Annotated in this window: 13 protein-coding genes and 1 tRNA gene; 9 read left to right on the forward strand and 5 right to left on the reverse strand. The window is 55.1% G+C overall.

The window, feature by feature from the left end:
• Positions 1 to 74: 74 nt before the first annotated feature.
• Positions 75 to 722, forward strand: a complete 648-nt coding sequence (locus tag IPZ49_RS03865) for a nucleoside recognition domain-containing protein (RefSeq protein WP_063147147.1) — start codon at positions 75 to 77, stop codon at positions 720 to 722.
• On the forward strand, positions 719 to 1,180 hold the full coding sequence (locus IPZ49_RS03870; RefSeq protein WP_058677054.1) for a YjiG family protein: 462 nt from the start codon (positions 719 to 721) through the stop codon (positions 1,178 to 1,180). The genes IPZ49_RS03865 and IPZ49_RS03870 overlap by 4 nt, the downstream gene beginning before the upstream one ends.
• Before the next feature lie 141 nt (positions 1,181 to 1,321).
• Here IPZ49_RS03870 and groL read toward each other — a convergent pair whose 3' ends face one another.
• Both groL and IPZ49_RS03880 read right to left on the reverse strand, forming a co-directional pair.
• A complete protein-coding gene (gene groL, locus IPZ49_RS03875) occupies positions 1,322 to 2,968 on the reverse strand; it encodes a chaperonin GroEL (RefSeq protein WP_006810416.1) in 1,647 nt (548 codons plus the stop codon).
• 39 nt (positions 2,969 to 3,007) lie between these two features.
• Positions 3,008 to 3,301: a co-chaperone GroES gene (locus IPZ49_RS03880; RefSeq protein ID WP_003855929.1), complete on the reverse strand. Its 294-nt coding sequence runs from the start codon at positions 3,299 to 3,301 to the stop codon at positions 3,008 to 3,010.
• Positions 3,302 to 3,479: 178 nt separating this feature from the next.
• Here IPZ49_RS03880 and yjeH point away from each other — a divergent pair, with 178 nt between their 5' ends.
• Entirely contained in the window at positions 3,480 to 4,727 is a 1,248-nt protein-coding gene (gene yjeH, locus IPZ49_RS03885; RefSeq protein ID WP_023299120.1) for an L-methionine/branched-chain amino acid transporter, read from the forward strand.
• 23 nt (positions 4,728 to 4,750) lie between these two features.
• On the opposite strand, the gene IPZ49_RS03890 is transcribed toward yjeH, so the two are convergent.
• Positions 4,751 to 5,215: an FxsA family protein gene (locus IPZ49_RS03890; protein ID WP_003855925.1), complete on the reverse strand. Its 465-nt coding sequence runs from the start codon at positions 5,213 to 5,215 to the stop codon at positions 4,751 to 4,753.
• Between the two features lie 335 nt (positions 5,216 to 5,550).
• On the opposite strand from IPZ49_RS03890, the gene aspA reads away from it, so the two are divergent.
• The 5 genes from aspA to IPZ49_RS03915 all read left to right on the forward strand — a co-directional run bounded on the left by aspA (position 5,551) and on the right by IPZ49_RS03915 (position 11,146).
• On the forward strand, positions 5,551 to 6,987 hold the full coding sequence (gene aspA / locus IPZ49_RS03895) for an aspartate ammonia-lyase (protein WP_003855923.1): 1,437 nt from the start codon (positions 5,551 to 5,553) through the stop codon (positions 6,985 to 6,987).
• A 116-nt stretch (positions 6,988 to 7,103) separates the two neighbouring features.
• The gene (locus IPZ49_RS03900; protein ID WP_008502949.1) at positions 7,104 to 8,405 is read left to right on the forward strand and encodes an anaerobic C4-dicarboxylate transporter; all 1,302 of its coding nucleotides are present in this window, start codon (positions 7,104 to 7,106) and stop codon (positions 8,403 to 8,405) included.
• A gap of 113 nt (positions 8,406 to 8,518) precedes the next feature.
• Positions 8,519 to 8,842 (forward strand): divalent cation tolerance protein CutA, encoded by a 324-nt coding sequence (gene cutA, locus IPZ49_RS03905; protein WP_003855908.1) that lies wholly within the window; start codon positions 8,519 to 8,521, stop codon positions 8,840 to 8,842.
• On the forward strand, positions 8,818 to 10,521 hold the full coding sequence (locus IPZ49_RS03910; protein WP_063147146.1) for a protein-disulfide reductase DsbD: 1,704 nt from the start codon (positions 8,818 to 8,820) through the stop codon (positions 10,519 to 10,521). Before cutA ends, IPZ49_RS03910 begins: the two co-directional genes overlap by 25 nt.
• 49 nt (positions 10,522 to 10,570) lie before the next feature.
• Positions 10,571 to 11,146, forward strand: coding sequence for a transcriptional regulator (locus IPZ49_RS03915; protein ID WP_017383972.1), 576 nt, complete (start codon positions 10,571 to 10,573; stop codon positions 11,144 to 11,146).
• On the opposite strand, the gene IPZ49_RS03920 is transcribed toward IPZ49_RS03915, so the two are convergent.
• Complete coding sequence (locus tag IPZ49_RS03920) at positions 11,143 to 11,733, reverse strand: LysE family translocator (protein ID WP_023299118.1); 591 nt, start codon at positions 11,731 to 11,733, stop codon at positions 11,143 to 11,145. The two genes, IPZ49_RS03915 and IPZ49_RS03920, sit on opposite strands and share 4 nt — an antisense overlap.
• 35 nt (positions 11,734 to 11,768) lie before the next feature.
• Positions 11,769 to 12,614: an AraC family transcriptional regulator gene (locus IPZ49_RS03925; RefSeq protein ID WP_023299117.1), complete on the reverse strand. Its 846-nt coding sequence runs from the start codon at positions 12,612 to 12,614 to the stop codon at positions 11,769 to 11,771.
• Between the two features lie 169 nt (positions 12,615 to 12,783).
• On the opposite strand from IPZ49_RS03925, the gene IPZ49_RS03930 reads away from it, so the two are divergent.
• A tRNA-Phe gene (locus IPZ49_RS03930) sits at positions 12,784 to 12,859 on the forward strand.
• The last annotated feature ends 212 nt before the right edge of the window (positions 12,860 to 13,071 follow it).

The following is a 13,071-nucleotide window of genomic DNA, read 5'->3' on the forward strand; positions in this document are numbered from 1 at the left end:
TCGTGTTTTAGCCCCCGATCGTTTTTAGTGATGCGACGTACAACTTTTGTACGGGACTAAAAAAAGTGGGTTTCATGAGTGCATCATCCTCAGGAGAGGAAAAAGTAACCTGGGTGGGCTATCTGGCGTTCGTGCTCACCATCGTATTTTTCTCAGGTTTTTTCGCCAAAAGTACTGAATGGTGGCGCGTGCTGGATTTTACCGTCCTAAACGGCAGCTTTGGACCGGTGAACGGCGCCCTAACGTTTCGCGGCGAGGGTGGCACAGGAGCGAAAGACGGTTTTTTGTTTGCCCTTGAACTGGCGCCCTCAGTCATTTTATCGCTCGGGATCATTGCCGTTACCGAGGGGCTGGGCGGGCTGCGCGCCGCACAACAGCTCATGACGCCCATTCTGCGCCCGCTGCTCGGCGTGCCGGGCATCTGCTCTCTGGCGCTTATCGCCAACCTGCAAAATACCGATGCAGCCGCAGGGATGACCAAAGAGTTGACCGACGAAGGGGCGATTACTAACCATGAACGCGCCATTTTCGCCACCTTCCAGACCAGCGGTAGCGCCATTATTACCAACTATTTTTCTTCCGGTGCCGCACTTTTTACCTTTATTACCGTCCCGGTGATCGCGCCGCTGGCGGTCATTCTGGTATTTAAATTTGTTGGCGCCAACTTCCTGCGGCTGTGGATCGCCCACATGGAAGTTCGTCGCGTTCAGGAGGAAAAATGATCGCCCAGATGCGTAAAAATATCATGGACTTGTTTATCGATGGCGCCCGCCGCGGCTTTACCATCGCCACCACCAGCCTGCTGCCGAACGTGGTCATGGCGTTTGTCATCATTCAGGCGCTTAAGGTGACCGGCCTGCTGGATATTGTCGGCAGGGTATGCGAGCCCATCATGGCCCTGTGGGGGCTTCCGGGTGCGGCGGCAACGGTACTTCTGGCCTCGGTGATGAGCATGGGCGGCGGCGTGGGGGTTTGCGCCAGCCTGGTCGTCGCCGGCACGCTCAGCGGCCATGATGCCACCATCCTGCTGCCCGCCATCTACCTGATGGGCAATCCGGTGCAAAACACGGGCCGCTGCCTCGGCACCGCGGGCGTGAACCCGAAATATTACCCGCACATCATCGCTGTCTGCGTTATCAACGCCCTGCTCTCGATGTGGGTGATGCAGCTACTCTTCTGAGGAGATAAAAATGGATTTTTCAGTGCTGGAACCGCATCTCTTCCGCCATGCACATCTTGTTTGAGTAACGGCTCGACGGGCAATAAAAAACCCCGGGCATCGCTGCCCGGGGTTCATTCTGAGAGGTTCAGAACAACATGATTACATCATGCCGCCCATGCCACCCATGCCGCCCATACCACCAGCAGCACCTAAGTCAGGCGCGTCGCCTTTAGGCATGTCGGTTACCATGCATTCGGTCGTGATCATCAGGCCAGCTACAGATGCCGCGTACTGCAGAGCAGAACGGGTAACTTTAGTTGGGTCCAGGATACCGAAGTCGATCATGTTGCCGTATTCTTCAGTTGCTGCGTTGTAACCGTAGTTACCTTCGCCCGCTTTCACGTTGTTCGCAACTACTGATGGCTCTTCACCGGCGTTGGACACGATCTGACGCAGAGGGGCTTCCATTGCGCGAAGCGCAACTTTGATACCTACGTTCTGGTCTTCGTTCTGAGCGGTCAGGCCAGCCAGTTTAGCGGCTACACGCACCAGCGCGACACCACCACCAGCAACTACGCCTTCTTCTACCGCAGCACGGGTCGCATGCAGGGCATCGTCAACGCGTGCTTTCTTCTCTTTCATTTCAACTTCGGTCGCAGCACCAACTTTGATTACCGCAACGCCGCCTGCCAGTTTCGCTACGCGCTCCTGCAGTTTTTCACGATCGTAATCGGAAGTTGCTTCTTCGATCTGCTTACGGATCTGACCAACACGGCCCTGAATAGCGGCTTCTTCACCCACACCGTCGATGATGGTGGTAGTGTCTTTGTTGATCACAACGCGTTTCGCCTGGCCCAGGTCTTCCAGGGTCGCTTTTTCCAGCTCCATACCAATCTCTTCGGAGATCACGGTACCGCCGGTCAGGGTAGCGATATCCTGCAGCATCGCCTTACGACGATCGCCGAAGCCAGGTGCTTTAACCGCTGCCACTTTCACGATGCCACGCATGGTGTTAACCACCAGTGTCGCCAGCGCTTCGCCTTCAACGTCTTCAGCGATGATTACCAGCGGCTTGCCTGCTTTCGCAACGGCTTCCAGCACTGGCAGCATTTCGCGGATGTTGGAGATTTTCTTGTCAGCCAGCAGGATGAACGGGCTTTCCAGCTCAACAGCGCCAGTTTCTGGCTTGTTGATGAAGTATGGGGACAGGTAACCGCGGTCGAACTGCATACCTTCAACCACATCCAGTTCGTCTTCCAGACCAGTACCGTCTTCAACGGTGATCACGCCTTCTTTACCGACTTTATCCATCGCTTCAGCGATAAGTTTACCTACGGTTTCGTCGGAGTTAGCGGAGATAGTACCAACCTGAGCAATGGCTTTAGAGTCAGAGCACGGTACGGACAGCGCTTTCAGCTCTTCAACAGCAGAGGCGACAGCTTTGTCGATACCACGTTTCAGATCCATTGGGTTCATGCCCGCAGCAACGGCTTTCAGGCCTTCGGTGATGATCGCCTGCGCCAGTACGGTCGCGGTGGTGGTACCGTCACCAGCAGCGTCGTTCGCTTTAGAGGCAACTTCTTTCACCATCTGTGCGCCCATGTTTTCGAACTTGTCTTCCAGCTCGATTTCACGTGCAACAGAAACACCATCTTTGGTGATGGTTGGCGCGCCGAAGGATTTGTCCAGCACGACGTTACGGCCTTTCGGGCCCAGAGTGACTTTCACTGCGTCTGCCAGTACGTTTACGCCGCGGAGCATTTTTACACGAGCGTCGTTACCGAATTTTACGTCTTTAGCTGCCATGTTCTTATTTCCTCAAATTCGTACAGTTTCGTGCGTTAATTACGCTTCAACAATTGCCAGAATGTCGCTCTCGGACATGATCAACACTTCTTCATTGTCGATCTTCTCGGATTTCACGCCGTAGCCATCGTTGAAAATGACGATGTCACCAACTTTAACGTCCAGTGGCTGCACAGTTCCGTTTTCCAGGATGCGGCCCTTACCGACAGCGATGATTTCGCCACGCGTTGATTTTGCTGCTGCTGAACCGGTCAGAACGATGCCGCCAGCAGACTTGGTTTCAACTTCTTTACGTTTGACGATCACACGATCATGTAACGGACGAATACTCATTGATAGCTCTCCTTTGAGAAAGTCATTATCAGTTATGGATGACGCCGGTCCGCATGCGGTTTTCCGGCTAGTGCCCTGAGAGATGGGGATAGCTTTTTACCCCTTCAAGGGGTAATCGAAAAAAAATTTGCGAAAGTGTTACCATCCACTCTCTTTTGATGGTGGCGGGACGAGGTAAATGAGTGGACTCAGGCAGGAGTTGGGGCTGGCGCAGGGCATTGGCTTACTCTCAACGTCTTTGTTAGGCACGGGCGTTTTTGCGGTTCCCGCGCTGGCGGCGTTGGTTGCCGGCAATAACAGTCTTTGGGCATGGCCGGTGCTGATCGTGCTGGTGTTTCCGGTGGCGATTGTCTTTGCCATACTCGGGCGGCACTTCCCGAGCGCAGGCGGCGTAGCGCATTTTGTCGGCATGGCGTTTGGGCCGCGAATGGAACGCGTCACCGGCTGGCTATTTTTGTCGGTGATACCCGTTGGCCTTCCGGCAGCCCTGCATATCGCAACCGGCTTCGGACAGGCGCTGTTTGGCTGGCACGATGAACAGCTGCTACTGGCTGAACTCGGCACGCTGGCGATTATCTGGTGGGTTGGCTCACGCGGGGCCAGTTCCAGCGCCAACCTGCAAACGCTGGTCGCCGTGTTAATCGTCGCGCTGATCGTCGCCATCTGGTTTGCGGGTGACATTACGGTGGCGGATATTCCTTTCCCCGCGATTAATGACATCGACCACACACAGCTTTTCGCTGCACTATCCGTCATGTTCTGGTGTTTCGTCGGTCTGGAGGCGTTCGCTCATCTGGCATCCGAGTTTAAACAGCCCGAGCGTGATTTTCCCCGCGCCCTGATGATTGGCCTGCTGCTGGCGGGCACCGTGTACTGGGCCTGTACCGTACTGGTGCTGCACTTCAACGCGTTCGGTGAAGAGAAAGCCGCCGCCGCGTCGCTGCCGGGCATCGTGGTGCAGCTGTTTGGCGTTAAAGCCCTGTGGGTAGCCTGCGTGATTGGCTATCTCGCCTGCTTTGCCAGCCTCAACATCTATATTCAGAGCTTCGCCCGGCTGGTGTGGTCTCAGGCACTTTATAAACCGGATAGCCCCCTCTCACGCCTGTCAAAGCGTCAGCTTCCGGTGAATGCGCTGAATACCGTACTGGGCTGCTGCGTGGTGAGTTCCCTGGCCATTTATCTCCTCGACATCAACCTTGACGCGCTGATTATCTACGCCAACGGTATTTTCATCATGATCTATCTGTTGTGCATGCTGGCGGGCTGTCGGCTACTGAAAGGACGCTTTAAGGCGCTGGCGGCTATCGGGTGTGTCCTGTGCCTGCTGCTGCTGGCGATGGTGGGATGGAAGAGTGTGTACGCCATCGTCATGCTGGCGGGGCTGTGGGTGTTTTTACCGAAGCGGCAAAATCCGCAGGCCCGGTGAGCGAGCGCCACCGGGCAAGAAACTTACCGATCGTCTTTATGATCTAACCGGTCGCGCTGCTCATCCTTACGCTGATATTCCCCTTCAAAGGTATCGCCCGGGCCGGTGCTGAAACCACCGCCTGGCATACGGCTGAAACGCAGATGCGGCAGCAGCTTCATGGTCAGATGCTTCTGCACCGGCGGCAACAGCAACAGCAGGCCGAGGAAGTCTGTAAAGAAGCCCGGCAGGATCAGCAGCAGGCCAGCAATAATCAGCGACACGCTTTTGATCATCTCGGCGGCCGGGCTTTCACCTGCGGCCATCTTCTGCTGCATTAACAGGAAATTTTTGAAACCCTGATTGCGCACCAGCGACATGCCGATGACGGAGGTGAAGATCACCAGAATCAGCGTCAGCAGGACGCCCAGCACATGGGCAACCTGGATGAAAATCGAAATCTCAATGTAAACATAAAGAAAGAAAGCAATAAATGGTATCCAGCGCACTGGCATCTCCTGTGTGGCAGGTGCCTTCTGGCCCCTGACTGAATGTGTTCGCGAAGCGCGTAGATAAGAAATGGTGACGGTTAGCCAAAATTCAATCGGTTTGCACGGATATTTTTTCTGGAAATATTAAAGCGGTGACATATTTCACAGATTAATAATTATCATGAAATCGGGTCGATAATAAGTGATCCAGCTTACGGCAATTCGCTATCATCAGCATATGATCTCGAACATCTGGCCGATTGAGGGAATAATCGTCGGTCATAAAATATTCAAAACCACATATCTACTGTGTGTTTAGTACAATCCATCGGCAGCTTGAAAAGAAGGTTCACATGTTAAACAACATTCGTATCGAAGAAGATTTGTTGGGTACCAGGGAAGTTCCAGCGGATGCCTACTATGGTGTTCACACTCTGAGAGCGATTGAAAACTTCTACATCAGCAACAGCAAAATCAGCGACATCCCTGAATTTGTGCGTGGCATGGTGATGGTAAAAAAAGCCGCGGCTCTGGCAAACAAAGAGCTGCAAACCATTCCTAAAAGCGCTGCAAATGCGATTATCGCCGCGTGCGATGAAGTGCTGAACAACGGCAAATGCATGGATCAGTTCCCGGTTGACGTCTATCAGGGCGGCGCTGGCACCTCCGTCAACATGAACACCAACGAAGTGCTGGCAAACATCGGCCTGGAGCTGATGGGTCATCAGAAAGGTGAATACCAGTACCTGAACCCGAACGACCACGTTAACAAATGTCAGTCCACCAACGACGCCTACCCAACCGGCTTCCGCATCGCGGTGTATGCCTCTGTCGTCAAACTGGTCGACGCGATTAATCAGCTGGGTGATGGCTTCCAGCGTAAAGCCGTTGAGTTCCAGGACATCCTGAAAATGGGTCGTACCCAGCTGCAGGACGCGGTGCCAATGACCCTCGGCCAGGAGTTCCACGCGTTTAACGTGCTGTTGAACGAAGAGACCAAAAACCTGCTGCGCACGTCCGAACTGCTGCTGGAAGTGAACCTGGGCGCTACCGCCATCGGTACACGCCTGAACACCCCGGATGGCTATCAGCAGCTGGCGGTACAGAAGCTGGCTGAAGTGTCCAACCTGCCGGTTGTGCCTGCAGAAGACCTGATTGAAGCCACCTCAGACTGCGGCGCCTACGTGATGGTGCACAGCGCATTGAAACGTCTGGCGGTGAAACTGTCCAAAATCTGTAACGACCTGCGCCTGCTCTCCTCCGGTCCGCGCGCTGGCCTGAATGAAATCAACCTGCCAGAGTTGCAGGCGGGTTCATCCATCATGCCAGCTAAAGTGAACCCGGTGGTGCCAGAAGTGGTGAACCAGGTTTGCTTCAAGGTGATTGGTAACGATACGACCGTCACCATGGCCTCCGAAGCCGGTCAGCTCCAGCTGAACGTAATGGAGCCGGTGATTGGCCAGGCGATGTTTGAATCTATCCACATTCTGACCAACGCCTGCTACAACCTGCTGGAAAAATGCATTAACGGCATCACCGCGAATAAAGAAGTGTGTGAAGGCTACGTCTATAACTCCATCGGCATCGTCACCTACCTCAACCCGTTCATCGGCCACCACAACGGCGATATCGTCGGGAAGATTTGTGCCGAAACCGGTAAGAGCGTGCGTGAGGTGGTTCTCGAGCGAGGATTGTTGACCGAAGCCGAACTGGACGATATCTTCTCCGCCCAGAACCTGATGCACCCGGCATATAAAGCGAAACGATATACCGATGAAAGCGAACAGTAACCGTTCAGGCTAAGCTTCCGAAAGGCACGTCACTTGTGACGTGCCTTTTTTCTTTATGGCCGTTACCAAAACACAACAATTCAATATCAACTTGTTAATAAGCAAGGCAGGTCTTTATGTTTGGAGCAGAACTCGTCATCGTCCTGTTGGCGATTTATTTGGGCGCACGACTCGGGGGTATCGGCATTGGCTTTGCCGGCGGTCTCGGCGTGCTCGTACTTACCCTGATCTTTCAGATTAAACCCGGCGCAATCCCTTTTGACGTTATCGAAATCATCATGGCGGTTATCGCTGCCATTGCGGCCATGCAGGTCGCTGGCGGTATGGACTACCTGGTGAGCCTGGCGGAGCGTATGCTGCGTCGTCATCCAAAATACATCACCTTCCTTGCGCCACTGGTGACCTGGTTTATGACCATTCTCGCCGGTACTGGCCATACCGCTTTCTCCACGCTGCCGGTCATCACCGAAGTGGCGAAAGAGCAGGGTATTCGCCCGTCTCGCCCTCTTTCTATTGCTGTAGTCGCCTCCCAGATTGCGATCACCGCCTCGCCCATTTCCGCGGCAGTGGTCTTTTTCGCGGGTATTCTCGAGCCGATGGGCGTAAGTTATCTGACGCTGCTGGCGATCTGTATTCCGGTCACGCTGATTGCGGTAATGATCACTGCCGTGCTGTGTAACTTCCTCGGCGCCGAGCTGAAAGACGATCCGGTTTACCAGGAGCGCCTGGCAAAAGGTGAAGTGAGCCTGCGCGGTAGCCAGGTCTTTGAGCTGAAGCCGCATGCAAAACGCTCCGTGCTGCTGTTCCTGATTGGTATCGTCGCCGTGATGTTCTACGCGACCGCCATCAGCGATACGGTAGGTCTGATCCAGAACCCGGTTCTGCCGCGTAACGAAGCGATTGTGGTATTTATGCTGACCATCGCGACGCTGATCAGTATCACCTGTAAAATCGACACCAGCGAAGTGCTGAACGCCAGCACCTTCAAATCCGGTATGAGCGCCTGCGTGTGCGTGCTGGGTGTGGCGTGGCTCGGTGACACCTTCGTGAAAGCGCACATCAGCGATATCCAGACAGTTGCAGGCGACCTGCTGCACAACTATCCGTGGCTACTGGCGGTGGTGCTGTTCTTTGCCGCAACGCTGCTGTACTCCCAGGCTGCGACCACCAAAGCGCTAATGCCTGCGGCACTGATGCTGGGCGTGACGCCGCTGACGGCGATTGCCTCTTTCGCGGCGGTTTCCGCCCTGTTCGTGCTGCCAACCTACCCAACCCTGCTGGCCGCGGTTGAGATGGATGACACCGGCTCGACCCGTATCGGTAAATACGTGTTTAACCACGCGTTCCTCATCCCGGGCGTGGTGGCGATTACGCTCTGCGTGGTCCTCGGCTTTATCATCGGCGGCATTGTGCTGTAAACGGTTAGCCGTTGTAAAAATAGTTAAAAACGGGCCGCGCTGCGGCCCGTTTCATTAATGACCAATCACATGGCGTGATATAGTGAAGACTTTCGTGATGAGGAGGTCGACTTGTGAACACGCCTGATGCTGTTGTTGTACTGTGTACCGCCCCTGATGAAGCTTCTGCCCAGGATCTCGCCGCCAAAGTGCTGGCCGAAAAACTGGCTGCCTGCGTCACGCTACTTCCCGGCGCCACCTCCCTTTATTACTGGGAAGGCAAGCTGGAGCAAGAGTACGAAGTCCAGATGTTGCTCAAAACCAATTTGACCAACCAGCAGGCGCTCCTCGACTGCCTCAAGTCTCATCATCCTTACCAAACCCCGGAGCTGCTGGTGCTGCCAGTGGTCCACGGCGATAACGATTATCTCTCATGGCTCAACGCTTCTTTACGCTGATCCTGCTGCTGTGCAGCACGTCAGTTTTTGCCGGGTTGTTTGACGCGCCCGGCCGTTCGAACTTTATTCCTGCCGACCAGGCATTCGTTTTCGACTTTCAGCAAAACCAGCACGATCTCAGCCTCACCTGGCAGGTGAAAGAGGGTTACTACCTCTATCGCAAGCAGGTCAGCATCACGCCGGCAAAGGCTGACGTCGGCGTATTGCAGATGCCCGCTGGCGAATGGCACGAGGACGAGTTCTACGGTAAAAGTGAAATTTATCGCCAGCGCTTAAGCGTGCCCGTCACGGTGAATCAGGCGGATAAAGGCGCTACCCTGACGGTGACGTATCAGGGTTGCGCCGATGCGGGCTTCTGCTATCCCCCTGAAACAAAGGTCGTTCCGCTTAGCGAAGTGAAAGCGGCGGCCTCCCCTCTCCCCTCAGGGGAAATGGCCAGTGTGAGGGGTGAAGGCGAAGCCGCTTCAGACCTTCCGTTCTCAGCGCTTTGGGCGTTATTGATTGGTATCGGCATCGCCTTTACGCCCTGCGTACTGCCTATGTACCCGCTTATCTCTGGCATCGTGCTGGGCGGTAAGCAACGCCTTTCCACCGCCCGCGCGCTGTTGCTGGCCTTTATCTATGTGCAGGGCATGGCGTTAACCTATACGGCGCTCGGCCTCGTGGTCGCCGCTGCCGGGTTGCAGTTCCAGGCCGCCCTTCAGCACCCCTATGTGCTTATCGGACTGTCAGCAGTGTTTATTCTGCTGGCGCTGTCGATGTTTGGCCTGTTCACTCTGCAACTGCCCTCTTCCCTGCAAACCCGTCTGACGCTAATGAGCAACCGTCAGCAGGGGGGCTCTGCGGGCGGCGTGTTCGCCATGGGTGCCATCGCCGGGCTGATTTGCTCCCCCTGCACCACCGCGCCGCTGAGCGCCATCCTGTTATACATTGCCCAGAGCGGCAACCTTTGGCTCGGCGGCGGCACACTGTACCTTTACGCGCTCGGCATGGGTCTGCCGCTGATCCTTGTGACGGTATTTGGCAATCGTCTGCTGCCGAAGAGCGGCCCGTGGATGGAGACAGTGAAAACCGCGTTTGGTTTTGTCATTCTGGCGCTACCGGTATTCCTGCTGGAACGCATCATCGGTGATGTGTGGGGTACGCGTCTGTGGGCTATGCTCGGCGTGGCCTTCTTCAGCTGGGCATTTATCGTGAGTCTGGGTGCGAAGAAACCGTGGATGTGCCTGCTACAGATCCTTCTGCTGGCGGCCGCGCTGGTGAGCGTCCGTCCGCTACAGGACTGGGCGTTTGGCACCCCGGCAGGTCAAACACAGGCTCATCTGAATTTTATACAGATTAAAAACGTGGATGACCTTAACCGCGCCCTGGTGCAGGCGAAAGGCAAACCGGTCATGCTCGATCTCTATGCCGACTGGTGCGTGGCCTGCAAAGAGTTTGAAAAATACACCTTCAGCGATCCGCAGGTACAACATGCGCTGAGCGATACCGTTCTGCTCCAGGCGAACGTTACCGCCAACAGCGCGCAGGATAAGGCTCTGCTGAAGCAACTTAACGTGCTCGGGCTGCCTACCATCCTGTTCTTCAATGAACAGGGGGAAGAACAGCTGACGCAGCGTGTAACCGGGTTTATGGACGCGACGGCATTCAACGCGCATTTGCGCAATCGCCAACCGTAAACAACACTTTAGACGGGACAAACCGTTGGGAATAGCGGAGGAGATAACCGTGCAACGCGAAGACGTACTGGGACAAGCCCTGCAATTACTTGAGATTCAAGGGATCGCCAGCACCACGCTTGAGATGGTAGCCGACCGTATCGATTACCCTCTGGATGAACTTAAGCGCTTCTGGCCGGATAAAGAGGCGCTGCTGTATGATGCCCTGCGCTATCTCAGCCAGCAGGTGGATATCTGGCGCAGGCAACTGATGCTGAATGAAGAGCTGACCACCGAGCAAAAGCTGCTGGCACGCTATACCGCACTGACGGAGTGTGTCACCAACAACCGTTACCCAGGCTGTCTGTTTATCGCCGCCTGCACCTACTATCCGGATCCCGGACACCCCATCCATCAGCTGGCAGATCAGCAAAAACGAGCCGCGCACGAGTTCACACACGAGCTGCTGACCACACTTGAAGTGGATGATCCGGCAATGGTCGCGAAGCAGATGGAGCTGGTGCTGGAAGGTTGCCTGAGCCGCATGCTGGTGAACCGTAGCCAGGCGGATGTGGATACGGCGCACCGTCTGGCGGAAGATATTTTGCGGTTTGCGCAGTGTCGTATGGGTGGTGCACTGACCTAAGCAAGCATTCCCGTCCAGGCGGAAATAAACAAACACAGCGCCATTGCACGTTGAAATCGCACCATCGCCACGGTGGTGCGGAAAATCCGGTTCACCGCCTTCCCCAGCCACGCCCAGCACAACAAACAGACCACTGAGATCGCCAGAAACCATAGCGCCATCAGCGAAATATCCCGTAATGCATGGTCGCTTGCCGGAGCAAACAGGCTGACGACGGCCAGCGCCATCATCCAGGTTTTTGGGTTTACAACCTGTAATAACGCCGCCGCCCGCGCGGTAAATCGGACATGACGCCTGGAGGAGAGATTCGCGGCCGGGGCGCTAAACAGCTGCCAGCTCATCCAGGAAAGCCACAGCACGCCCGCCCAGCTCATCACCTGACGTATCAGCGGATACTGGCGTAACACTTCTCCTGCCCCAGCGCCTGAAACCAAAACAATAGCGCTGGCGGCAATACACCCACCCAGGATCGCAGGAATCGTATTTTTTACGCCAAAGTGCTGACTGTTAGCCAGTACCAAAATATTGGTTGGCCCCGGCGTAATCGAGGCGACAAATGCAAACAGCAGGAAGGGTATTAAATTCACAGGTGGCTCCTTTTAGTAGAGCCATGAATGTGCCGTTATTTTCTGGAAACGTCTGGAAGGTTTGTGCACAACCGACGGTAGTGTGCCGGAGAAATACGGTACGCCCGCTGGAACCAGCGACCAAGATGGCTTTGATCGGCAAAACCTACTGCCGTCGCCACATCAACAGGCAGTTCCCCATACGCCAGCATCTGTCGGGCCTTTGCCAGGCGCAGCTGGATAAGCCAGGCGTGCGGCGCAAGGTGAAATTCGCGCTTAAAGCAGCGGGTGAGCGTAAAGCGATCCGTCCCCGTCTCCCGCGCAAGGTCTGACAGCCCCACGTTCTCGCCGATATGCGCATAGAGATAGTCGCGGGCACGATGCGCCACAGCGGAGCTTTGTAACTGCGACGGGAGTTTCTTCCGCCAGTGGCAGTGGGCTGTAATCTTAGTGAGCAGGTTATCCATTGTGCTCTGTTGTACGATCTTCATCTCATCGTTATGCAGCGAGGCAAATGTATCACCGATAGCGCGCACCAGCTGAGGCTCTCGCGTCAGCGTTTGGGCAAAGTGGAGGGTGTAACTCCCGGGAGTAGAGTCATACAGCCCTTGAAGCGTACGGGTGAGCCAGTGTTCATCCAGATAAAAGGTCAGATAAGTAAAGCCACCCTCTACCGGTGCATCACCGTCATGTATTTCACCAGGCTCAAGTAAAAAAGCATCGCCCGGCTGGCTACGGTGGCGTTCACGGCGACAGTGGAACTGCTGCGTACCGGAAAGGGTTATTCCGACCAGATAGCTATCATGCCAGTGGGGATCAAAGGCGTGTCCTTCGAAATGCGCCTTAATTGTCTCAATACCTGTTTCTGCATGCTGACGCAGCTCAAGCCAGTCGTTTGCCATACTGCCCTCCTCTTACCGTCAGCATTGCCACCTCTTGCCTGAACTGTCTGGAAGATTTGTGCATTTTCAGCGCACAAACGGACAGATTGCCGCAAACTTAAGCAGTTGAACAGCTTTTCCCGAAATAATGTTGACGATCGCGCGCGATTGCGGTTTAATGCGCTCCGTTGCCCGGATAGCTCAGTCGGTAGAGCAGGGGATTGAAAATCCCCGTGTCCTTGGTTCGATTCCGAGTCCGGGCACCACTATTTAAAGAACCCAGCCTATGGCTGGGTTTTTGCTTTTCTGCGCTTATCAAAACCTTACCTTAAATTTATTCCTGTATCTCTTCCCGATGAGGTCGCGCAGCCAGCATTGCCCGGGGGCGCTGCGCTTACCGGGCCTACAAAACCCGCAGGCCAGATAAGGCGAAGCCGCCATCCGGCATGTTTTTCCGTGCACAAAGCAAAAAACCCCG

It is taken from the genome of Enterobacter cloacae complex sp. S2 (genome assembly GCF_015159675.1).
Lineage (GTDB): Bacteria > Pseudomonadota > Gammaproteobacteria > Enterobacterales > Enterobacteriaceae > Enterobacter > Enterobacter intestinihominis.

Excerpts from the sequence above, each read along its gene's own strand:
- IPZ49_RS03865 (WP_063147147.1), top strand. The coding sequence starts at position 75 with ATGAGTGCATCATCCTCAGGAGAGGAAAAAGTAACCTGGGTGGGCTAT.
- groL (WP_006810416.1), bottom strand. The coding sequence starts at position 2,968 with ATGGCAGCTAAAGACGTAAAATTCGGTAACGACGCTCGTGTAAAAATG.
- IPZ49_RS03925 (WP_023299117.1), bottom strand. The coding sequence starts at position 12,614 with ATGGCAAACGACTGGCTTGAGCTGCGTCAGCATGCAGAAACAGGTATT.
- IPZ49_RS03910 (WP_063147146.1), top strand. The coding sequence starts at position 8,818 with ATGGCTCAACGCTTCTTTACGCTGATCCTGCTGCTGTGCAGCACGTCA.
- yjeH (WP_023299120.1), top strand. The coding sequence starts at position 3,480 with ATGAGTGGACTCAGGCAGGAGTTGGGGCTGGCGCAGGGCATTGGCTTA.
- IPZ49_RS03880 (WP_003855929.1), bottom strand. The coding sequence starts at position 3,301 with ATGAGTATTCGTCCGTTACATGATCGTGTGATCGTCAAACGTAAAGAA.
- IPZ49_RS03900 (WP_008502949.1), top strand. The coding sequence starts at position 7,104 with ATGTTTGGAGCAGAACTCGTCATCGTCCTGTTGGCGATTTATTTGGGC.
- aspA (WP_003855923.1), top strand. The coding sequence starts at position 5,551 with ATGTTAAACAACATTCGTATCGAAGAAGATTTGTTGGGTACCAGGGAA.
- IPZ49_RS03870 (WP_058677054.1), top strand. The coding sequence starts at position 719 with ATGATCGCCCAGATGCGTAAAAATATCATGGACTTGTTTATCGATGGC.